Origin of the sequence: Geothrix edaphica (assembly GCF_030268045.1) — a bacterium.
GTDB lineage: Bacteria > Acidobacteriota > Holophagae > Holophagales > Holophagaceae > Geothrix > Geothrix edaphica.
This window is the reverse complement of sequence record NZ_BSDC01000004.1, coordinates 21,298-40,704: the sequence shown is the minus strand read 5'-3', so window position 1 is coordinate 40,704 and position 19,407 is coordinate 21,298. Positions and strand designations below refer to the sequence as shown.

Sequence of the window (19,407 nt, the reverse complement as noted above, 5' to 3'; positions counted from 1 at the left end):
ATCCAGACCCCGGTGAGGCCACGCTTCCCACCACCCCCCGATCGGACGCGCCATCAAGGCGCGTCCTCCCGCTCCCGCGGCGCCTCCGGCTTGCGATCGCGGAGGGGGTCCCGTGGCTGGGGCCTCACCTTCGCCTCGGGCCCCGGTGAGGGTTTCTCGGCCCTCCTGGAGATCCCGGCCGCCTGAACCTTGGAAATTGCAGCCAATCCCGCTTGCCCTTCCAAGTCAATACGTGCATCTTGGGAGGATCCGTTCCTTGAGTGAGCCGCCGTGATCCACATCCTTGTGGTAGAGGACGAGCCCTCCCTCTGCCAGCTCCTCGTCAACAACCTGGGCTTCGAAGGCTATTCCGTCGAGGCGGTGGGAGATGGTGTGCCCGCCCTCTCCGCGCACACGGCCCGGCGGGCAGACCTCATCGTGCTGGATCTGATGCTGCCCCAGCTGGATGGTTTCGAGGTCCTCCGCACGCTCCGGGAGCGCAAGGACGAGGTTCCCGTGCTCCTCCTCACGGCCCGGGGCGAGGAGACCGACCGGGTGAAGGGCCTGAGCCTGGGGGCGGACGACTACCTGGTGAAACCCTTCTCCGTGCTCGAGCTCATGGCCCGCGTGAAGGCCATCCTGCGCCGGACCCGCCCCGTGGACCGGCCGGCCCGGCTGCGCTCCGGCCCGTTCCAGTTCGACCTCCCCCGCCTGGAGGCCCGGCGCGACGGGAAGACCCTGGAGCTGACGCCCCGGGAGTTCCGGCTGCTGGAGATCCTCATCTCCCACGCCGGCCGCACCCACAGCCGCAAGGAGCTGCTGCAGCTGGCCTGGGAGCCGGATGCCCGCCCCAGCGCCCGCACCGTGGACGTCCACATCGCGAACCTGCGGCGGAAGCTTGGCGAGGAGCTGGGCTCGCCCTGGATCACCACCGTGGGCGGGGAGGGCTACCGCTGGATCACCCCCGTGGAACCGGACCCGGGCGCCGGGCCTGGTGGGGCGGCGGAGCGGGGGTAGACTGGTCCCTCGCCCCGAGGTCCGATGTCTCCCTGGAATCCCCACAGCTGGCAGCGCTTTCCTGCGATGCAGCAGCCGGACTACGCCGATCCCTCGGAGCTCGAGGCGGTGCTGGCCCGCCTGCGGCGCATGCCCCCACTGGTGGTGCCCGAGGAGGTGGACCGCCTCCGGGGCCTCTTGGCCGAAGCCGCGGCCGGGCGCCGCTTCCTCCTCCAGGGCGGCGACTGCGCCGAGCAGTTCAAGGACTGCACGCCGGAAGCCATCGCCGGCAAGCTCCGCGTGCTGCTCCAGATGTCCGTGGCCCTCACCCATGGCGGCCGCAAGCCCGTGGTGCGCGTGGGCCGCATCGCCGGCCAGTTCGCCAAGCCCCGCAGCAAGCCCACCGAGACGGTGCGCGGCCGGGAGCTGCCCAGCTACCGGGGCGACCTCATCAACAGCCTGGAAGCCGATGCCGCCGCCCGTCGCCCCGACCCCGGCCGCATGCTGGAGGCCTACTTCCACGCCTCCGCCACACTGAACCACCTGCGGGCCCTCACGGCCGGGGGCTTCGCGGATCTGCATCACCCGGAACGCTGGGAGCTGCCCGGCGGCACCGGCCAGGTGCCCGAGTACCGCCGCACCCTGGATCAGGTGCGCGAGTCCCTCGACTTCCTCGAGGCCCTGGGCGGTGTGCAGCGGGACGTGCTGGAGCGCATCGACTTCTACACCAGCCACGAAGCCCTGCTGCTCCCCTACGAGGAGGCCCTCACCCGCTGGGTGGGCGAGGCCTCTGCCTACTACAACCTCGGCGCCCACACGCTCTGGGTGGGGGAGCGCACCCGCCAGTTGGACGGTGCCCACCTCGAGTACCTGCGCGGCCTCCGCAACCCCATCGGCGTGAAGGTGGGACCCAGCGCCACGCCCGGGCACCTGGTGGCGCTGCTGGATCACCTCGATCCTGACCGGGAGCCCGGGCGCATCACCCTCATCTCGCGGTTCGGCGCCACGAAGATCCAGGCCGCCCTGCCTCCGCTCCTGGAGGCCGTCCAGGCCACGCGGCGCCCCGTGCTCTGGAGCTGCGATCCCATGCACGGCAACGGCGCCGAAAGCGCGGGGGGGCTCAAGACCCGGGACTTCGGGGCCATCCTGTCCGAGCTGCGCCAGGCCTTCGAGCTCCACCGGGCCCACGGCTCGCACCTGGGCGGCGTCCACATCGAGCTCACCGGCGAGGCCGTCACCGAATGCACCGGCGGCAGTGAGGGCCTGTCCGAGGCGGACCTGGCCAAGGCCTACGAGACCGGCTGCGACCCGCGCCTCAACGGCACCCAGAGCCTGGAGATGGCCTTCCTCATCGCCGAGATGATGCGCGCTGCGCCCTGAAGCCGGCTAATGCCCCGCTAATGGACGGTGGGATGGATCCCCTCGGGCCCGGCCCGGAGGACCAGGGTGTCGAAGGCCCCGCCCACCGCGACCTCGGCCCCCGGCAGGAGTTCCTGCAGCGCCTTCAGCTTCGGCGCGGGCAGCAGCAGGACCCCGCCGGGACGGAGGGAGGGCAGCTCCAGTCCCTCCCAGGCCCCAAGGGGCGTGCTGCGCCGGGCGGACCCGGCCCTCAAGTCCAGGCTCCCCTCCGGCCAGGCATCCACCATCCAGGCCCCCAGGACGGCGCTGCCCGAGTCTTCCAGCGCCAGGCAGAACCCCGCGATCCCGCCCCCGGCCTGTCCCAGGACGGCCAGGCACGGGCGCGGCAGCTCCATCAGCTCCGCTCCCGGCCCCCGGACCCCGAAGCGGTCGAGGGCGCTCCCATCGGGCCGGTGCAGCGCCGCGGGCCTCGGCAGGCAGGGCATCAGATCCGCCGCCTCCGGAAAGGGCGCCAGGGCCTCCGGCAGGGTGCCGCGACGCTCCCACTTCTCGGCGTAGGCCAGGGCCTGCTTGGCCCGGGTCAGGGCCCTGGGCCCGCCCTCGAGCAGGCGGCGGAGGCTCCCGGGCACCAGCGCCTCCGCCAGCCGCTCGGGATCCCCTTCGCCCAGCTTGCGCAGGCGGATGGCCTCGATGCGGTTCAGGTCCGCCAGGCGGCCGGAAGCCAGCCGGCCCACGAGGGCGCGGCGTTCCACGGGGCCCTCGGACCAGGCGGCGGTCCCCAACAACACGGGATCAGCCCTGCGCTTCCAGCCACTCGCGGGTGGCGGGGGCCAGGGGCTTGGGGCGGTTGGTGGCGAAGTCCAGCATCACCTGCACGCTCCGGCCCTCCGCGAACAGCTCGCCGCCCAGTCCCTTGGTGAGGCGGTAGCTCAGGTCGAAGGAGCTGTTGCCCACCTTGGTGCAGTGCAGCTCCACGCGCACGTCGTCGCCCAGCAGGATCGGCATCCGGTAGTCCACCTCGATCCGGGCGATGAGGAAGCCCTCCTCCTGGAACTTCCGGCCGCCCAGGAAGCTGCGCCACCACTGGAAGCGCCCCTGCTCCATGAAGCTCACCACCACGGCGTTGTTCACGTGGCCCATGGCGTCCAGGTCGCTGAACCGAACCTCGATGGGATGGGAAAAGGGCATGGGGCCTCCGGAGCCTCAACCTTACCGCCATCCCGTGGGATCATGCCTCCGATGGCCGCCCCCCTCCTGCTCGCCTACGACGCGTCGTGCTCCCTCTGCAGCCGGGCGACCCTCTGGCTTGCGCGGCAGGACCGGCGGGGACTGCTGCACATGGTCCCGCTGCGGGATCCCGACCTGCTGGCCCTGGCCCCGGAACTGGCCGGGAAACCCCTGGAAAAGGAGATCCACGGCATTGACCTGGCCACCCGGGAAGTCTGGGCCGGGGCCGACCTGCTCGGGCCCGTCGCCCGCCGCCTGCCGGGGTGGCGGTGGGTGGCCCCGCTGCTGGCCCTCCCCGGCCTGCCCCGCCTGCTGAACCACCTCTACCTGTGGGTGGCGGCCCGGCGCTTCCGGCGCACCGGACGCCCGCCCTTCGCGTAGCCTGGGTCCATGGATTCCACCCCCCCGAGCCCCTGGCACCCTGACCGCCGCTGGGCGGATCCCCTCATCGCCCTCCTGGCCCTCATCGCCCTGATGGCCGCGGGCCTCACCCTCCGGACCCGCCAGGCGGGCAACCACCGGCCCTCCGCCCGGACCAGCCTCCAGGGGCAGATCCTGGAGGCGGCCCTCGCAGGCCCGCGCCTGCTGGGCGGCGCCAGAGTCACACCCAGGGAATGGACCAGGGCCCGGACCCAGCTGGCGGATCCCTGGGACCGGGCCCTGCTCGCAGTCCTCATGGCGGAGCTGGGCGATCCCGCCGAGGCCCGCGGGGTTCTGACGGAGGAGGGCCCGGCCGGGCTCGGCGGCGAGCGGTTCCGGAGGGCCTTCGCGGCGGCCTACGGCTCCGACCTCATCCCCGACGCGGCCGCCCGTGAGGACGTGGGGAGGCGCCTCGGAAACGGCTATGCGGCCTCGCTGCTGGAGGCCAGGCTCTGCGACCGCGAAGGGGGGCCGGCCTCCGGCGAGGCGCTTCGCGCCCGGGCCCGCAGCGCCCTGCTCACGCGCCTGGCGGTCCTCGGCGGCTTCGGGCTGCTGGTGATGACCTTCGCAGTGGGGGGCCTCGCCGTGGGGGTCTACCTCTGGGTCACCCGCCGCCAGCCGCCGGTCCGGCCCCTCCCGGCCTGGGGCCTGTCGGGCCGGGCGGCGACCCTGGTCTTCCTGGGCTGGTTCATGGCCTTCTTCGCCGCCGGCAACCTCTCGGCGCTGCTGCTCACGCCCTGGCCCTCCCTGCGCTGGGCCGTCGTGCCCCTGGGCACCCTCTTCCATGCCGGCATCGGCGTGCGCCTGCTCTGCTGGGCGGAGGGACTCACCTTCCCTGAGCTCTGGCGGCGGCTGGCGCCGGGAACCGCCCGGCGGAACCTCGCCTGGGGCGCGGCCTTCCTCGCCCTGGCGGTGTTCCTGGTGCTGACCGTGGCCATGGCCACGAGCCTGGTGCTGAAGCCCGACCAGAGTCCCCAGCGGGACCTGCAGGAACTGCTGCGGGGGCTGTCCGGCTGGGGCCCCTCCCTGGCCATGTTCGCCGTGGTGGCCGGTGTGGCCCCCTTCTTCGAGGAGCTGCTGTTCCGGGGCTTCCTGTTTCCCGTGCTGGCCCGGCAGGGCCGGATCACGCTTGCCTTGTTCGCCTCCGCCCTGCTCTTCGGGGCCATCCACCTGCAGCCCGCCGGCCTGCCCATCCTCGGCACCCTGGGCCTGGTGCTCGCCCTGGCGGTGCGGCAGACCGGGAGCCTATGGCCCGCCATCCTGGTCCACGCCTGCTGGAACGGGTCGCTCTTCCTGCTGATGCGGGCCTTCGCCTGACCATCCCCGGTCCGGGCCGGCCTAGAACTGGAGGTGCGACAGGGCGGGCGCCAGCCACCAGAACAGCTGGAGCACCAGGAACACCAGGACGACCCATTTCATGATCCGGCCCCAGTCCGTCGCTTCAGGTCGAGGCTGGTGGAGCGATGGCCGCCGGGTGGAGAGGTAGGTTTCCACGGGATCTTCCGCCAGGGTGATCTTCCCGGGCCCTGTCTTCCGGAGGCGGGAATCATGGGTGCCGGAAGCTTCCGGCGGCGCCGGTTCGGGCAGGCGGAACCGCGCCGTCGATACGCTGCCGGTGCCGTCCTCGTCCTGGCCGAGGAAGGTGAAGAGCCGGGCCCGCATGCTGACGGGGCCCGGGAGCGCGTCGATCAGCTCCTCCATGAACTCCGGGAGGGTGGTGTGGCGGTCATCGGGATCCGCCGCCAGGGCCCGCTTGAACACGGCGGCCATGGCCGGGGGCAGGTCCGCCGGAATGGCCACGGGCTCCTGGAGGATGTGGAGGATGATCTCCGTGAGGCCGCCGCCCGGATGGGGCAGCTTGCCGGTGAGGAGCTCGAAGGCCGTGGCCGCGAAGCTGTAGCGGTCCGACGCCGGCGTCCCCTCGCCGCCCCGGAGCACCTCGGGGGGTGCGTAGGCCGGGGAGCCCAGGAAGTCGCCGGAAGACGTCAGGCGGAGGGCCAGCGTCTGGGCCAGGGCCGCGCCATCCTCATCCACGGGGGCCAGGTCCAGGGACTGCTCGGGGCTCAGGCTCATGTGGCCCAGGGTCCGGGCGATGCCGAAGTCCATGAGCTTGGCCCGGCCCTCCTCGCTGAGCAGGATGTTGTCCGGCTTCACGTCGCGGTGCACGATGGCCCGGCGGTGGGCGGCCCGCAGGGCCCGCATGGCCTGGATCAGCACCCGGGCGCTGGTCTCCGTGTCCAGGTCGCGGTCCTTGATGTGCCGGCCGAGGCTCTTGCCCTCCACGTATTCCATGGCCAGGAAGGGCCCCAGATCCTCCTCCACGCCCACGTCGAAGACCGTCACCAGGTTCGGGTGGTTCAGCTGGGCGCTGATCTCGGCCTCCCGGCGGAACCGCAGCGTGGCCTGGTGCCGCGCGGCGCCGGTGACACGCACCACCTTGATGGCCACCCGCCGCTTGAGCAGGGGGTCCTCCGCCAGGTAGACGGTCCCCATGCCGCCCTGTCCGATGGGGCGCAGAATCTGGTACCTGCCGATGGTTCTGGGATCTGCCATGGAACTGAAATTCTAACCACGAGATCTCCCTCCCAAGCCGGGCTAGAATGGAGGATTCGACATTCCGGAGTCCCCATGGCCGCCCTTCTCGAAGCCATCGAAATCAAGCGCAAGATGTTCTTCGAACTCGAAGAGACGCCTTTTCACTGCCTGGATGTTGAGATTTCCACGCCCACGGCGCGGGGCGGCCAGACCCTGGTCCGCATCAAGATGCGGAACCTCCTCACGCGCGCCGTCTTCGACAAGACCTTCAAGGCCGGCGACAAGTTCAAGGAGCCGGACCTCGCCCTCGCCCCCGCCAGCTACCTCTACAGCGATGGCGACGGGTCCCACTTCATGGACCAGGAGACCTACGAGACCCACACCCTGGGCGAGAGCCTCATGGGCGAGGCCCTCGACTACCTCACCGAAGGTCTCATCGTGCAGATCCAGAAGTACAACGGCAACCCCATCGGCCTGCAGCTGCCCAGCCAGGTGGAGCTGGCCGTCACCTACACGGAACCCGGCGCCCGCGGCGACACGGCCAGCGGCAACGTCACCAAGCCCGCCAAGCTGGAGACCGGCATCGAGATCAAGGTGCCCCTCTTCATCAAGGAGGGCGAGAAGGTGAAGGTCAGCACCGAGACCGGCGAGTTCGCTGGACGGGCCTGATGCCGAGAGCCGCCGCATGACTCGCAAGTTCCGCCTCGGCCAGAGCCGGGAGGCCCAGGATCTGGACCACCGGGAGGCCTACTCCCGGGAGCGGGGCGGAGAGAGCAAGCGGCGCCAGCGTCATGCCGAGCGGCTGGAGACCGGCATCGAGTCCCATGATGCCGACTCGCTCCTGCGGCTGCCGGATCCCGCCCCATGGATGCACCTGCCTGAGGCCACCCTCATCCAGCGGCACAGCCAGTGGGTGGACCTGGAGCTGGCGGATCGGACCGTCATGCGGGCCACCCTGGGCGGCAAGCTCAAGGGCGTGCGCCTCGTCTGCGGCGACCGGGTGCGCTACTCCGCGGTTCCCGTCGAGCCGGACGACCCCAGGTTTCCCGCCCACCTCCCCGTGCGCGGCGACGGCGGCTCCCCAGAGGCCCAGGTCGTGGCCGTCATGCCGCGGAAATCCCTGCTCAAGCGCGGTGGCATCGACGACCGCGAGCCCTGGCAGCTCATCTGCGCCAATGCCGACGAGCTCTGGATCTGCGCCGCCGTCGTGGATCCCCCCCTGCGGCCGGGCCTGCTCGAGCGGGCCCAGGTCCTGGCCCTCGATGCGGGCCTCACCTTCCGCATCCTCATCACCAAGCGGGACCGGGCCTCGAAGAAGGACACCCTGCCGGAACTGGATCCCCTGCGCGAACAGGGCGTCCCCATCCACGAGACCTCGGCCCTGAAGGGCGAGGGCCTGGAGTCCCTGGGCAGCCTCCTCCAGGGGAAGGTCGTGGTGCTGCTGGGTCACAGCGGCGTCGGCAAGAGCACCCTGGTGAACGCCCTCCAGCCCGAGATGGCCCTGAAGACCGGGGGCCTCACCAAGTTCGGCACAGGCAAGCAGACCACCACCGCCGCCCGCTGGCTGCCCCTCGGCGCCGGCGGCACCCTGGTGGATACGCCGGGCATCCGCACCCTCAGCGTCCGCGGCTTCGACCGCGCCCTGCTGGGCACCGTCTTCCCCGAGTTCCCCGCCGACGTCCTGGAGGATCCCACAGCCTTCGATGCCGATGACGAGGAGACCCTGGACCGCCTCGACCTCGCCTACCCCGAGCGTCTCCAGAGCCTCCAGCGCCTGTGGCTGGAGATGGAAGACCGCAACCCGAACCAGAACGTGTGGCGTTAGGAGTCGGGATGCAGGATCGCATGCAGTCCGACTCCAGGCTCCTCGGCCTCGTCTACGGGGCCGTCTTCGGATCGCTGTTCCCGCTCTTCTTCTTCGCCGCGAGGTCCTTCGCCCGGCGGGAGCGGGCCCACGAGATCGCGGACCAGGTGGCCGACGCCTTCATGACCCTCCGACCCAGGTACCTGGCGGCCATCCTCGGCAACACGGCCCGGGTGCTGGGCCTGCGGGAATCCCACCCCGACGTGGACCGCACCGCCCGGGAGATGGTGCGCCAGCACGCCCGGGCCTGGGTGGACTTCTTCTGGTACGGCCAGCGACCCGTGGAGGAGGCCCTGGCCCAGTTCGCGACCATCGAAGGTCTGGAGCACATGGACGCGGCCATGGCCGAGGGCCGGGGGGTCATCCTCCTCACCGCCCATGCCGGCAACTACGAGCTGGGCGGCCTGCTGCTGCGGGCCCGGAACCTGAAGGTCCACGCGGTCTACAAGCCCGACCGCTTCGAGGCGGTGGAGCGCCTGCGGGAGCGCCTGCGGGCCCAGGGGGGCGTGGTGGGCCTCCCGGTGGACGGCGTGGGCTTCTCCACCCTGCCCCTGGTGAAGCTCCTCCGGGAGGGTCGCCTGGTGGGCATGCAGGGGGACCGGGACTTCAGCCTGAACGGCGTGACCATGCCCTTCTTCGGCCGGGACGTGCCCTTCCCCCGCGGGCCCTGGGAGCTGGCAGCCATGACCGGCGCCCCCATCGTCACCAGCTTCTTCTACACCGACGCGGACCGCCGCTTCCATGCCCGGTTCAGCGAGCCCATCCGCGTCCAGGGCGGCCGCGGCGAGCGGATGGCGGCCATCGAGACCGGGATGCGCGCCTACGTGGCCGACCTTGAGGCCCTCATCCGCGAGCAGCCCAGCCAGTGGTACTGCTTCTACCCCTTCTGGGACGACCCCGCGCGGGCCCCCGGCCCCCGGCCCTAGGGAAATACCACCACGATGGGGCCTTTGTCGACGGTCATAGGCCTTTGGCCTTAAGCTTCAGGGTCCCGTGGCCTCTTCCCGGTCCCTACAAGGAGTCCCATCCATGCGCGGCGCCCTTCCCGTCCTGCTCATCGCCTCGGCCATCGTCGGCTGCAATTCCAACAAGTCCCAGGCCCCCGTGGTCGCCGCCCCCATCCAGGGCCAGGCTGCCGCCCCGGCCGCAGCACCCGCCGCAGGCCTGTCCGTCACCGGCAAGCTGATGGAGCGCGTCGCCGCCACGCCCTACTCCTACCTGCGGATCCAGACCGCCCAGGGCGAGGTCTGGGCCGCCGTGCCCGAGACCAAGGTCGAGAAGGGCGCGGAGGTCACGGTGACCGGCGCCATGATCATGCGGGACTTCGAGTCCAAGACCCTGAAGCGGACCTTCCCCGAGATCTACTTCGGCACCCTGGCCGGCAGTGGCCCCGCCACCGCGCCAGCCGCCGATCCCCACACCTCCGCCGGGCAGCCCGCCGCGGCCGTGGAAGTGGGCAAGGTCGAGAAGGCCACCGGGGCCGACGCCCGCACCGTGGCCGAAGTATGGGCCCAGAAGGGCAGCCTCAAGGGGAAGACCGTCACCGTCCGCGGCAAGGTCGTGAAGTACAACGCCGGCATCATGGGCAAGAACTGGCTGCACCTGCAGGACGGCAGCGGGGACGCCAAGGCCGGCACCAACGACATCACTGTCACCAGCAACGACGGGGCCGCCAAGGGCGACACCGTCACCGTCACGGGCGTGGTGCGCACGGACAAGGACTTCGGCTCCGGCTACTCCTACGCGGTCCTCGTCGAGGACGCCAAGGTGGTGAAGAAGTAGGCTCCGGGCTTCAACCCTCGGGAAGCGGGCGCCCCCAGGCGCCCGCTTTCTTGGGTGGGGCCAGGTTGACCTTGAGCACCTCGAAGTTGGCGCTGAGGTCGAAGTCCCTGGGCATGATGTAGCTCGGGTGGCGGGCGATCACGGCATGCGGGCCCGGGTCGGCGGCATCGTTGACCAGGGGCTGCACGGGGAAGCCCACCCGGTAGAAGGCCTTGGCGATGAGGGCCGAGCAGATGACCTCGCGGCTGCTGGAGCTGCCCAGGTACAGGGGCCGCCGCCGCCAGCGGGCGGGCAGCAGCTGGACAGGGGTGAGGTAGCGCCCCAGGTCGAAGATGTTCCGCCGGTCGTAGCGCAGCCCCAGGTGCCGCAGCATCTCCGCGACGACCTCCTCCAGGTCCCCGGTGGAGAGGCCCTGGGGGCGGCAGACGCGCAGGTTGTGGTCCGCGTACCACGCCACGGGCTTCACGCGCACGCCCTCGGCCATGTCGCTCTCCAGGACCAGGTGCGCCGCCTCGATGCCGAAGGCCTCCAGGGCCTCCTCCGCATGGGGCCCGCCCCAGCGCAGCAGGGCGTCGCCGATGTACATGCCCGCGTGGCTCCAGGAACTCTGGCTGAGGGTCATGATCATGCGGCTGATGCGGGACTTGCCCTCCACCAGCACCACGTCCCCGGGGCGGAGCCCCGCCCGGAGCCGGTCCACGTCGTTGGGCACCCGCCGCTGGTAGCTCGGCAGCTCGGCCGTGAGGTAGCGCACCAGCCCTCGGGTCAGCGCGTCGTGGAGGAACATGGGTCCCTCCCCTCTCCGCTAGACGGCTGCGGGTACGACGGCCAGTTCCTTCACCCAGGCGGGGACGGTGCGGACGCCCTTGGGCGCCTGCAGGGCCTTCTGGTAGCGGCGGAGCTCGCCCTCGTGGTTGATGATGAAGTCGCTCTCTTCGGCGTAGTTGGTGATGGGCAGCCAGGCCGTGGCGGCGCGGCCCAGGTCCGAGGCTTCGGCTTCGAAGGCCAGGCTGAAGGCCGCGGCCTTGAGGATCTGGCCCAGCAGCTCCGCTTCCTTCGCGCTGGTGAAGGCGGCATCGTGCAGCAGCACGACGGCCTTGACCTCGCCCTTCTGCGCCTTGGCCAGCAGCTCCTCCAGGACGCCGAAGCGGAAGCCCCGCTCCGTGAAGCCGCGCCGGTTGAGGATGCCGTCGGCGCTGGTCTGGTACTTGGGCAGCACCACGGGGATGGTCTTGTCGCCGCTGCCGAAGCGCAGGTCTGGCGAGGCGGCCAGCTCGCCCAGCCGCTGGGCCGTGTCGCAGCCGAAGGTGCCCTGGCCGATGACGGCCGCGGGGCCCGCCGACTGCAGCGCCTCGCGGATGGCCTCCAGGCTGGCCGGGGCGCCCTTCAAGGTGGGGACCGGGGCCTGGCCCGAGCGGTTGTACTGCACGTAGGCGTGGCGCTCCGCGTCGCTGATGAAGTGCGTGGTCTCCTTGCCCTCCAGGGGCCGGGGGCGGAAGCGGTGGATCTGGTTCCCCTCGTGGTCGATCCAGATGGGGTTGCCCAGGGCCGAGTGGCGGCTGATGGAGGGCGTGTTCTTGAGGTACCAGACCCGCTTGCGGAAGCGGAAGTCGCGGCTCGTGAGGGCGCCCACGGGGCAGAGATCCACCACGTTGCCCGCGTAGGGGTTCTGGTCCAGGGACTTGCCCGTGTAGGTGGTGACCTCCAGGCGCGAGCCGCGGTTGGCCACGATAAGCTCGCCGCCGCCGCTGATCTCGCGGGTGAACCGGACGCAGCGGGTGCAGTGGATGCAGCGGTTCTTGTCGATGACGATCTTGGCGCCCAGGTCCTCGTAGCGGTAGCGGCGCTTCACCTCGGCCATGCGGGAGTCGCCGCTCCCGTAATTGTAGGAGTAGTCCTGGAGCTTGCACTCGCCGGCCTGGTCGCAGATGGGGCAATCCAGCGGGTGGTTGATGAGCAGGAACTCCATCACGCCGGCCCGGGCGTCGGCCACGGCGGGCGTGTTGGTGAATACCTCCATCACCACCGCGTCGGGGTTGTCCTTGGGCGCGGGTGGAACGGTCGTCGTGCAGCTGGTGGCGAGCTTGGGCTGGCCCTTGATCTCCACGAGGCACATGCGGCAGGTGGCCACGGGCGTCAGCGCCGGGTGGTAGCAGTAGTGCGGGATGTCGATGCCCACGGTGCGGCAGGCATCCAGCACCAGCGTGCCGGGGGTCACGCTCAGTTCGACATCGTTGATCTTGATCGTCGGCATGGGCCCACTCCAGGCCTTCCAGGATGGGGCTTGGGGCCCTGGAGGTAAAGGTGGGCAGCCCCGTCCCTTCCGGCGGCGCCTCCTCCACCCAGGGGCCTGAAACCCGGGGAATCCGCCAGATCCGGCGGGTCCCGGCCCCCTGTGGCGGGGATCACATTCAGGCTGGCCGTCGGCGTCCGCGGGCCCGCCGGCCACTCCAGGCTCCCCGCCGGTTTTGCACCGGGGACATCCGACCCTTCCGAAAGGGTCCAGGGCATGGAAAAATCAAGGGTTCAGGGGGCGGACATGCCGACGGCATTGATCTCGGTGTACGACAAGACGGAACTCATCCCCCTGGCGGAAGGCCTGCTGGCCCTGGGCTGGCGGCTCCTGGCCACGGGCGGGACCTTGCGCGCCCTGCAGGAGGCGAAGCTGGAGGCCCAGGAGGTGGCGGCCTACACGGGCGCCCCCGAGTGCTTCGACGGCCGGGTGAAGACCCTGCATCCCCGCATCCACGGCGGCCTCCTCTACCGGCGCGACCTGCCGGAACACGCGAAGGACGCCAAGGCCCAGGGCATCGACCCCATCGACCTGGTGGTGATCAACCTCTATCCCTTCGAGGCCACCATCGCCCGGGAGGGCGTGACCCCCGCCGAGGCCATCGAGCAGATCGACATCGGCGGCCCCAGCATGATCCGCAGCGCCTCGAAGAACCACGCTTCGGTGACGGTGCTGACGGACCCGGATCAGTACGGGGCCTTCCTCGACAAGCTCAGGGCCGGCGCCTGGGGCCTGGAGGACCGACGCCGCTGCGCCCTGGAGGCCTTCCGGCGCACCGCCGCCTATGACGCCGCCATCTCCGGCTGGATGGAGCGGGAACTGGCCGCAGGCAAGTCCTCGGAGCTGCCGCACCACCTCTGCCTGAACCTCGTGCAGAAGCAGGGCCTGCGCTACGGCGAGAACCCCCACCAGGCCGCCGCCTTCTTCGTCGAACCCGGCCGCAAGGTGGAGGGCATGGCCGCCTGCCAGCAGCACCAGGGCAAGGAGCTCAGCTTCAACAACCTGCTGGATGCCGATGCCTGCGCCCGCCTGGTCTGGCAGTTCCCGGCCCCCGCCTGCGTCATCGTCAAGCACAACAACCCCTGCGGCGTGGGGCAGGGCCCCCATGCGCTGGAGGCCTTCATGCGCGCCCAGGCGGGCGATCCCGTCAGCGCCTTCGGCGGCATCGTGGCCTTCAACCGGCCCGTGGGCGTCGAAGTGGCCCGGGTCATGGCCCAGAACTTCTGGGAGGTGATCCTGGCCCCCGCCTTCACCGGGGAGGCCCTGGAGGTCTTCGCTGCGAAGAAGCAGCTCCGCATCCTCCAGACGCCGGACCACTGGCCCCAGAGTGCCGAGGGCCTGGACGCCCGCTCCATCGGCGGCGGCTACCTGGTCCAGCGGGCGGATGACGGCTTCGTGCCCTTCGAGGACTGGGAGGTGAAGGCCACGGGCCCCGGCACCAAGCCCCGGGCGGAGGACCTGATGCTGGCCCAGCGGGTGGCCAAGGCCGTGAAGTCCAACGCCATCGTGTTGGTGAAGGACGGCGCCACCGTGGGCATCGGCGCCGGCCAGATGAGCCGCGTGGATTCTGTGGAGATCGCCTGCCGCAAGGCCGGCACCCGTGCCCGCGGCTCGGTGCTGGGCAGCGACGCCTTCTTCCCCTTCGCCGACGGCCTCGAGCTGGCCGCCAGCCACGGCGTCACGGCTTTCGTAGAGCCCGGCGGCAGCCTCCGCGACAACGAAGTCATCGCCGCCGCCCAGAAACTCGGTGTCTGGCTCTTCTTCACCGGCATGCGTCACTTCAGACATTGAGGAACTACACTCGCAGAGGATCGCAGAGATGGCGGAGGGCCGCCGAGACATGCTCTTGAATACGGCAATCTCTGCGCACCTCTGCTTTCTCGTCCTTTCTCTGCGAGCGTTTTTTCTTTTTGGACACACCCATGAAGACTTCTGAACTCCGCCAGCGATTCCTGCAGTACTTCGAGCGCCAGGGGCACCGGCGGGTGGCTTCCAGCGCGGTCATCGGGCCGGCGGACGATCCCACGGTGATGTGGACGAACTCGGGCATGATCCAGTTCAAGGATGTCTTCCTGGGCAAGGAGAAGCGCGACTACAGCCGCGCCACCACCAGCCAGAAGTGCCTGCGGGCCGGCGGCAAGCACAACGACCTGGACCAGGTGGGCTTCACGGCCCGCCACCACACCTTCTTCGAGATGCTCGGCAACTTCAGCTTCGGCGACTACTTCAAGGCCGACGCCATCCGCTTCGCCTGGGAATTCGTCACGGGCCCCGTGGACCAGGGCAACCTCGGGCTGGATCCCGCGCATCTCTGGGTCACGGTCTTCGAGGGCGCCGACGGGGTGCCCGCCGACACCGAGGCCGAGGAGCTGTGGAAGGCCGCCGGCGTGCGGCCCGACCGCATCATGCGCTTCGGCAAGAAGGACAACTTCTGGCAGATGGGCGACACGGGCCCCTGTGGGCCCTGCTCCGAGATGCACTACGACCGCGGCGCCCACCTTCCCGGCGATGCCACACCCAACGGCGAGGGCGACCGTGTCATGGAGATCTGGAACCTGGTCTTCATGCAGTACGAGCGCGACGCCAAGGGCGTCCTCACGCCGCTGCCCCGGCCCAGCATCGACACGGGCATGGGCCTGGAGCGCACGGCGAGCATCCTCCAGGGCGTGGACACCAACTACGAGATCGACCTCTTCGAGCCCATCTTCGAGGCCATCTGGAAGGCCGCCAAGGTCAAGCCGGAGGACCGCCGGGAGCACACGAACCGCACGGCCTCCCAGGTGATCGCGGACCACATCCGTGCCGCCACGTTCATGTGCTTCGACGGCGTGGTGCCCAGCAACGAGGGCCGCGGCTACGTGCTGCGCAAGATCGTGCGCCGGGCCCTGCGCTTCGGCCGCAAGCTGGGCATCGAGGGCCTCTTCTTCGCGGATCTGGCCCCGGCCGTGGCCCAGGCCATGGGCGACCAGTACCCCGAGCTGCTGGGCGAGCTGCCGCGCATCCAGAAGTCCCTCCACCGCGAGGAGCGCCAGTTCAGCCAGACCCTGTCCACGGGCCTGAAGGTGCTGGAGGCCAGCGACGTCTCCCAGGGGCGCCTCGCGGGCTCGGACATCTTCCGCCTCTACGACACCTATGGCTTCCCCGTGGATCTGGTGGAGGACTGGTGCCGGGAGCGGGGCATCGCCGCCGACCTGGAGGGCTTCCAGCAGGAGCTGAACGCCCAGCGCACCCGCGCCCGGGCCGCCATGAAGGCCCACGACCTGCGCCTGGCGGGCGACCTGGCCGTGCTGGCGGACCTGCCGCCCACCACCTTCACGGGCTACGACCACCTCGAAGGCCAGGCCCACGTGGTGGCCCTCTTCGACGCGGCACACCGCCGGGTGAAGCAGCTCTCAGGCGAAGGCTACGTCCTGCTGGACCGCACCCCCTTCTACGCCCAGTCCGGCGGCCAGGTGGGCGACACGGGCCAGCTCCGCTTCGAGGGCGGCCATGCGGAGGTGCTGGACTGCACGGCGCCCGCCCAGAAGCGGCACCTGCACAAGGTCGAAGTCGCCGGCCTCCTGCTGGAGAATGCCTCAGTCAACGCCCTGGTCCACCCCATCCGCCGCCGCCGGGTCCGGGCCCACCACACGGCCACCCACCTGCTGCATGCCGCCCTGCGCGAGGTCCTCGGCACCCACGTGAAGCAGGCGGGCAGCGTGGTGGATGAGAACCGCCTGCGCTTCGACTTCACCCACTTCGCGCCCCTGGAACCCGAGCAGATCGCCGAGATCGAGCGCCTGGCCTCCCGGCAGGCCCTGGCCTCGGTACCCACCCGCGTGAACGAGATGGACATCGAGGAGGCCCTGGCCTCCGGGGCCATGGCCCTCTTCGGCGAGAAGTACGGCGACGTGGTGCGCGTGGTGCAGGTGCCGGGCTTCTCCACGGAGCTCTGCGGCGGCACCCACGTGGCCAACACCGGCGAGATCGGCGTGGTGAAGATCGTCTCCGAGGGCGCCGTCGCCGCCGGCGTCCGCCGCATCGAGGCCGTGGCGGGCGAGATGGCCCTGGACCTGCTCCAGGCCGACGAGGCCATGATCCACGGCCTGTCCCGCCAGGCCAACGCCGCCCGGGAAGCCCTGCCCGAGCTGCTGACGGCCAAGGATCAGCGCATCGCGCAGCTGGAGCGGGAGCTCAAGGAGGCCAAGCTCAAGGCCGCCAGCGGCGGCGGCAGCGCCGAGCAGGTGGAGCAGGTGAAGGGCATCACCCTGGTCACGGCCGCCGTGGAAGGGCTAGAGGGCAACGCCCTGCGCGAGTTCATGGACCAGGTCCGCACCCGGCATTCCAGCGCCATCATCGTCCTGGCCTCCAAGGCCGCCGAGGACAAGGTGGCGGCCCTGGTCTCGGTGTCACCGGACCTGGCCTACGACGCCGGCGCCCTCTTCAAGACCATGCTGCCGGCCCTGAACGGCCGGGGCGGCGGCAGGAAGGACCTGGCCCAGGGAGGCGGCACCAACCCCGCCGGCCTGCCCGAAGCCTTCGCGGCCCTGCGCGCGGCGCTGTGATCCACACCCGGCTCGCGCTTCCGGCAAGATAGGAGGCATCCCTCTCCGGAGTCACCCGCCCCATGCTCCCCATCCGCCGACTGCTCCTGCGGGATCTCCTGATCCTCATGGTCGGCTTGTCCGCCCTCCTCCTCGGCCTGTCCTGGTGGAGCCGGCAGCAGGCCCTGGAACGCCAGGCCAAGGCCCGGTCCCAGGCCGCCCTGCGCCATCTCGACGAGGCCCTCAGGATCGACCTGGGGGCCTCCCAGGCCCTGGGCAGGGCCATCCAGGAATGGTGGCTGGGGGGAACCCTGGATCCCACCCGGCCCGAGCAGGCCGCCCAGCTGATCATGCCCGCCCTGACCACCCAGCGCAGCATCACCAGCCTCAACCTGGCGCAGACCGACGGCCGCTCCCTCCTCTTCCTGCGGTCTGACGGCGCCTGGTCGCTCCGGGAGCTGGAGCGGGCCGGAGCCGAGGCCCGGATCCGCTGGTGGCATCTGGCTCCGAGCGGCCAGATCCTGTCCCAGGAACCCTGGGCGCCCATGGCCTACGATCCCCGCGACCGGCCCTGGTACCAGGCGGGAGCCGGGGCTCCCGCCCCCGCCTGGACGCCACCCTATGCGTTCTACACCACGCAGGATCCGGGCATCACCTACACGCTGCCCGTCCGCGACGCCGCCGGCCTCCGGGGTGTGGCGGCCCTGGACTTCATGCTGGATGACCTGACACAGCTGGTCTGGTCGGCCCAGCCCACACCGGGCAGCCGCGCCCTCATCCTCGATCCGCAGGGCCGGGCCCTGATCCTCCCGCGGGATCCGGCTTTCGCGACCTACGACCGCCGGCGCCAGGCCTTCCTCAAACCCCTGGAGACATCCTTCCTGAGCCCCGAGGCCAGCCACCTGCCGGATGATGCCGCCGGAGGTCTGCCCCGCCGGATCGTCACCCAGGGGGGGCCGGCCATGGGGCTGGCCCGGGACTTCGAGGGCCTTCCGGGGCTGCATTGGCGGCTCATCCTGATCATCCCGGAGGACGACCTGCTGGGGCCGTTGAAGTTCCGGGCAGGGAGCATGCTGGGTCTGGCCATTCTGGGCATCGGCCTGGCGGCCTTGCGCATCCGGGCCATCGCCCGGCGAGTGGCCGAGCCCATCGCCGCACTCGGATCCCTCGCCGAGTCCCTGGGGCAGGGGAGGCCGGCCCCCACCATCCATTCGGACATCCAGGAAATCTGCAGCCTGGAGCGGGCGCTGCTCCGGGCGGAGGAGAGCCTCTCGGAGCAGACCCGGCTGAAGAGCCAGCTGGAGCACAGCCAGCGCATGGAGACCGTGGGGACCCTGGCGGGGGGCATCGCCCACGACGTCAACAACCAGCTGGCCGCGATCCTGGGCCAGCTCCACCTCAGCCGGGAGCTGCTGCCGGAAGGCCATCCCGTCCTGGCCCGGATCCTCCGCGCCGAGGAGGCCACCCGGCGCTGCGCCCAGACCACCAAGGCCCTGCTCTCCTTCAGCCACGAGTCCCGGCCCGAGCTCAAGCCCCTCGACCTGAACGACCTCGTCCGCGACACGGCGGAGATCCTCGGTCGCCTGCTCGGGGGCCTCATCCGCGTCCAGCTTTCCCTCCAGGGGGAGCTGCCGCCCATCTCCGGCGACTCGGTGCAGCTGGAGCAGGTCCTCATGAACCTGGCCGTGAACGCCCGGGATGCCATGCCATCCGGGGGCAGCCTCAGCCTCCGCACCTTCCGGGACGAGGACGGGCACGTCTGCGTGGAAGTCCAGGACACCGGCACCGGCATCCCCGAGGATCTCCTGCCGCACATCTTCGAGCCCTTCGTCACCACCAAGGACTTCACCAAGGGCACCGGCCTGGGACTGGCCATGGTCTTCGGCATCGTGAAGGCGCACCAGGGGCAGGTCCGTGCCGAGAATGTCCCCGGCGGCGGTGCCCGCTTCATCGTCAGCCTCCCCCAGGCCCTGCGGGAGGAGGCCGTGGCGGCCCCGCACCAGCCGGACGCCGCCGCGGAAGGCGATCTCCTGGCCGGGCGGCGGATCCTGGTGGCGGAGGACGAGGCCATGCTGCGCGACATGCTGGCAGATGCCCTGACCCTGGAGCGGGCCCAGGTCACGACCGCGCCGGATGGTTGCGTGGCCTGGCAGGCCTGGCAGGCGGGGGACTTCGACCTGGTGCTGAGCGACCACCGCATGCCGGACTGCACGGGCCTCGAGCTGCTGGAGCGGATCCGCGCCACCGGCTCCCAGGTGCCCTTCATCCTGGTGAGCGGCCAGGGACTGGAGGGCATGGAGGCGACCCTCGCCAAGGTGCCCGGAGTGCGGCTCCTGCCCAAGCCCTTCGAGCTGTCCCGGCTCCTCGCCCTGATGACGGCGATGCTGCGCGATCAGAGGCGCGGCGGCTCCAGGCCCTGAGCCCGGCTC

The 19,407-nt window shown here is 70.9% G+C and carries 16 protein-coding genes; 11 read left to right on the top strand and 5 right to left on the bottom strand.

Annotation, left to right across the window (positions count from 1 at the left end):
* The first annotated feature begins 270 nt into the window (after positions 1-270).
* A complete protein-coding gene (locus tag QSJ30_RS13465; protein WP_285610091.1) occupies positions 271-996 on the top strand; it encodes a response regulator transcription factor in 726 nt (241 codons plus the stop codon).
* A gap of 24 nt (positions 997-1,020) precedes the next feature.
* Complete coding sequence (locus QSJ30_RS13460; RefSeq protein WP_285610090.1) at positions 1,021-2,355, top strand: class II 3-deoxy-7-phosphoheptulonate synthase; 1,335 nt, start codon at positions 1,021-1,023, stop codon at positions 2,353-2,355.
* 17 nt (positions 2,356-2,372) lie between these two features.
* Here the strand turns inward: QSJ30_RS13460 and QSJ30_RS13455 are convergent, their stop codons facing one another.
* Both QSJ30_RS13455 and QSJ30_RS13450 read right to left on the bottom strand, forming a co-directional pair.
* A complete protein-coding gene (locus QSJ30_RS13455; protein ID WP_285610088.1) occupies positions 2,373-3,086 on the bottom strand; it encodes a hypothetical protein in 714 nt (237 codons plus the stop codon).
* 40 nt (positions 3,087-3,126) lie between these two features.
* Positions 3,127-3,522 (bottom strand): acyl-CoA thioesterase, encoded by a 396-nt coding sequence (locus QSJ30_RS13450; protein WP_285610086.1) that lies wholly within the window; start codon positions 3,520-3,522, stop codon positions 3,127-3,129.
* 51 nt (positions 3,523-3,573) lie between these two features.
* On the opposite strand from QSJ30_RS13450, the gene QSJ30_RS13445 reads away from it, so the two are divergent.
* A complete protein-coding gene (locus QSJ30_RS13445; protein WP_285610084.1) occupies positions 3,574-3,942 on the top strand; it encodes a thiol-disulfide oxidoreductase DCC family protein in 369 nt (122 codons plus the stop codon).
* Between the two features lie 9 nt (positions 3,943-3,951).
* Entirely contained in the window at positions 3,952-5,298 is a 1,347-nt protein-coding gene (locus QSJ30_RS13440) for a CPBP family intramembrane glutamic endopeptidase (protein WP_285610082.1), read from the top strand.
* A gap of 21 nt (positions 5,299-5,319) precedes the next feature.
* Here QSJ30_RS13440 and QSJ30_RS13435 read toward each other — a convergent pair whose 3' ends face one another.
* On the bottom strand, positions 5,320-6,534 hold the full coding sequence (locus QSJ30_RS13435) for a serine/threonine-protein kinase (RefSeq protein ID WP_285610080.1): 1,215 nt from the start codon (positions 6,532-6,534) through the stop codon (positions 5,320-5,322).
* 75 nt (positions 6,535-6,609) lie between these two features.
* Between QSJ30_RS13435 and efp the strand changes: the two genes are divergently transcribed.
* The 4 genes from efp (at position 6,610) to QSJ30_RS13415 (ending at position 10,162) form a co-directional block, all read left to right on the top strand.
* A complete protein-coding gene (efp, locus tag QSJ30_RS13430; protein ID WP_285610077.1) occupies positions 6,610-7,185 on the top strand; it encodes an elongation factor P in 576 nt (191 codons plus the stop codon).
* Between the two features lie 16 nt (positions 7,186-7,201).
* Positions 7,202-8,341: a ribosome small subunit-dependent GTPase A gene (rsgA, locus tag QSJ30_RS13425; protein WP_285610075.1), complete on the top strand. Its 1,140-nt coding sequence runs from the start codon at positions 7,202-7,204 to the stop codon at positions 8,339-8,341.
* 8 nt (positions 8,342-8,349) lie between these two features.
* Positions 8,350-9,306, top strand: coding sequence for a lysophospholipid acyltransferase family protein (locus QSJ30_RS13420; protein WP_285610073.1), 957 nt, complete (start codon positions 8,350-8,352; stop codon positions 9,304-9,306).
* A gap of 103 nt (positions 9,307-9,409) precedes the next feature.
* Entirely contained in the window at positions 9,410-10,162 is a 753-nt protein-coding gene (locus QSJ30_RS13415) for a hypothetical protein (protein ID WP_285610071.1), read from the top strand.
* Between the two features lie 10 nt (positions 10,163-10,172).
* On the opposite strand, the gene QSJ30_RS13410 is transcribed toward QSJ30_RS13415, so the two are convergent.
* Together QSJ30_RS13410 and QSJ30_RS13405 are read right to left on the bottom strand one after the other, a co-directional pair.
* Entirely contained in the window at positions 10,173-10,949 is a 777-nt protein-coding gene (locus QSJ30_RS13410) for a YiiX/YebB-like N1pC/P60 family cysteine hydrolase (protein WP_285610069.1), read from the bottom strand.
* An 18-nt stretch (positions 10,950-10,967) separates the two neighbouring features.
* Complete coding sequence (locus tag QSJ30_RS13405) at positions 10,968-12,416, bottom strand: NADH-quinone oxidoreductase subunit G (RefSeq protein ID WP_285610067.1); 1,449 nt, start codon at positions 12,414-12,416, stop codon at positions 10,968-10,970.
* 285 nt (positions 12,417-12,701) lie between these two features.
* On the opposite strand from QSJ30_RS13405, the gene purH reads away from it, so the two are divergent.
* The 3 genes from purH (at position 12,702) to QSJ30_RS13390 (ending at position 19,398) form a co-directional block, all read left to right on the top strand.
* Positions 12,702-14,246, top strand: a complete 1,545-nt coding sequence (purH, locus tag QSJ30_RS13400) for a bifunctional phosphoribosylaminoimidazolecarboxamide formyltransferase/IMP cyclohydrolase (protein ID WP_285610066.1) — start codon at positions 12,702-12,704, stop codon at positions 14,244-14,246.
* Between the two features lie 131 nt (positions 14,247-14,377).
* Positions 14,378-16,999, top strand: coding sequence for an alanine--tRNA ligase (alaS, locus tag QSJ30_RS13395; RefSeq protein ID WP_285610064.1), 2,622 nt, complete (start codon positions 14,378-14,380; stop codon positions 16,997-16,999).
* A 62-nt stretch (positions 17,000-17,061) separates the two neighbouring features.
* Positions 17,062-19,398, top strand: coding sequence for a hybrid sensor histidine kinase/response regulator (locus tag QSJ30_RS13390; protein WP_285610063.1), 2,337 nt, complete (start codon positions 17,062-17,064; stop codon positions 19,396-19,398).
* Positions 19,399-19,407: the final 9 nt, after the last annotated feature.

Excerpts from the sequence above, each read along its gene's own strand:
- QSJ30_RS13450 (WP_285610086.1), bottom strand. The coding sequence starts at position 3,522 with ATGCCCTTTTCCCATCCCATCGAGGTTCGGTTCAGCGACCTGGACGCC.
- QSJ30_RS13460 (WP_285610090.1), top strand. The coding sequence starts at position 1,021 with ATGTCTCCCTGGAATCCCCACAGCTGGCAGCGCTTTCCTGCGATGCAG.
- efp (WP_285610077.1), top strand. The coding sequence starts at position 6,610 with ATGGCCGCCCTTCTCGAAGCCATCGAAATCAAGCGCAAGATGTTCTTC.
- QSJ30_RS13405 (WP_285610067.1), bottom strand. The coding sequence starts at position 12,416 with ATGCCGACGATCAAGATCAACGATGTCGAACTGAGCGTGACCCCCGGC.
- QSJ30_RS13390 (WP_285610063.1), top strand. The coding sequence starts at position 17,062 with ATGCTCCCCATCCGCCGACTGCTCCTGCGGGATCTCCTGATCCTCATG.
- QSJ30_RS13410 (WP_285610069.1), bottom strand. The coding sequence starts at position 10,949 with ATGTTCCTCCACGACGCGCTGACCCGAGGGCTGGTGCGCTACCTCACG.
- QSJ30_RS13440 (WP_285610082.1), top strand. The coding sequence starts at position 3,952 with ATGGATTCCACCCCCCCGAGCCCCTGGCACCCTGACCGCCGCTGGGCG.
- QSJ30_RS13420 (WP_285610073.1), top strand. The coding sequence starts at position 8,350 with ATGCAGGATCGCATGCAGTCCGACTCCAGGCTCCTCGGCCTCGTCTAC.
- rsgA (WP_285610075.1), top strand. The coding sequence starts at position 7,202 with ATGACTCGCAAGTTCCGCCTCGGCCAGAGCCGGGAGGCCCAGGATCTG.
- purH (WP_285610066.1), top strand. The coding sequence starts at position 12,702 with ATGCCGACGGCATTGATCTCGGTGTACGACAAGACGGAACTCATCCCC.
- QSJ30_RS13415 (WP_285610071.1), top strand. The coding sequence starts at position 9,410 with ATGCGCGGCGCCCTTCCCGTCCTGCTCATCGCCTCGGCCATCGTCGGC.
- QSJ30_RS13445 (WP_285610084.1), top strand. The coding sequence starts at position 3,574 with ATGGCCGCCCCCCTCCTGCTCGCCTACGACGCGTCGTGCTCCCTCTGC.
- alaS (WP_285610064.1), top strand. The coding sequence starts at position 14,378 with ATGAAGACTTCTGAACTCCGCCAGCGATTCCTGCAGTACTTCGAGCGC.
- QSJ30_RS13435 (WP_285610080.1), bottom strand. The coding sequence starts at position 6,534 with ATGGCAGATCCCAGAACCATCGGCAGGTACCAGATTCTGCGCCCCATC.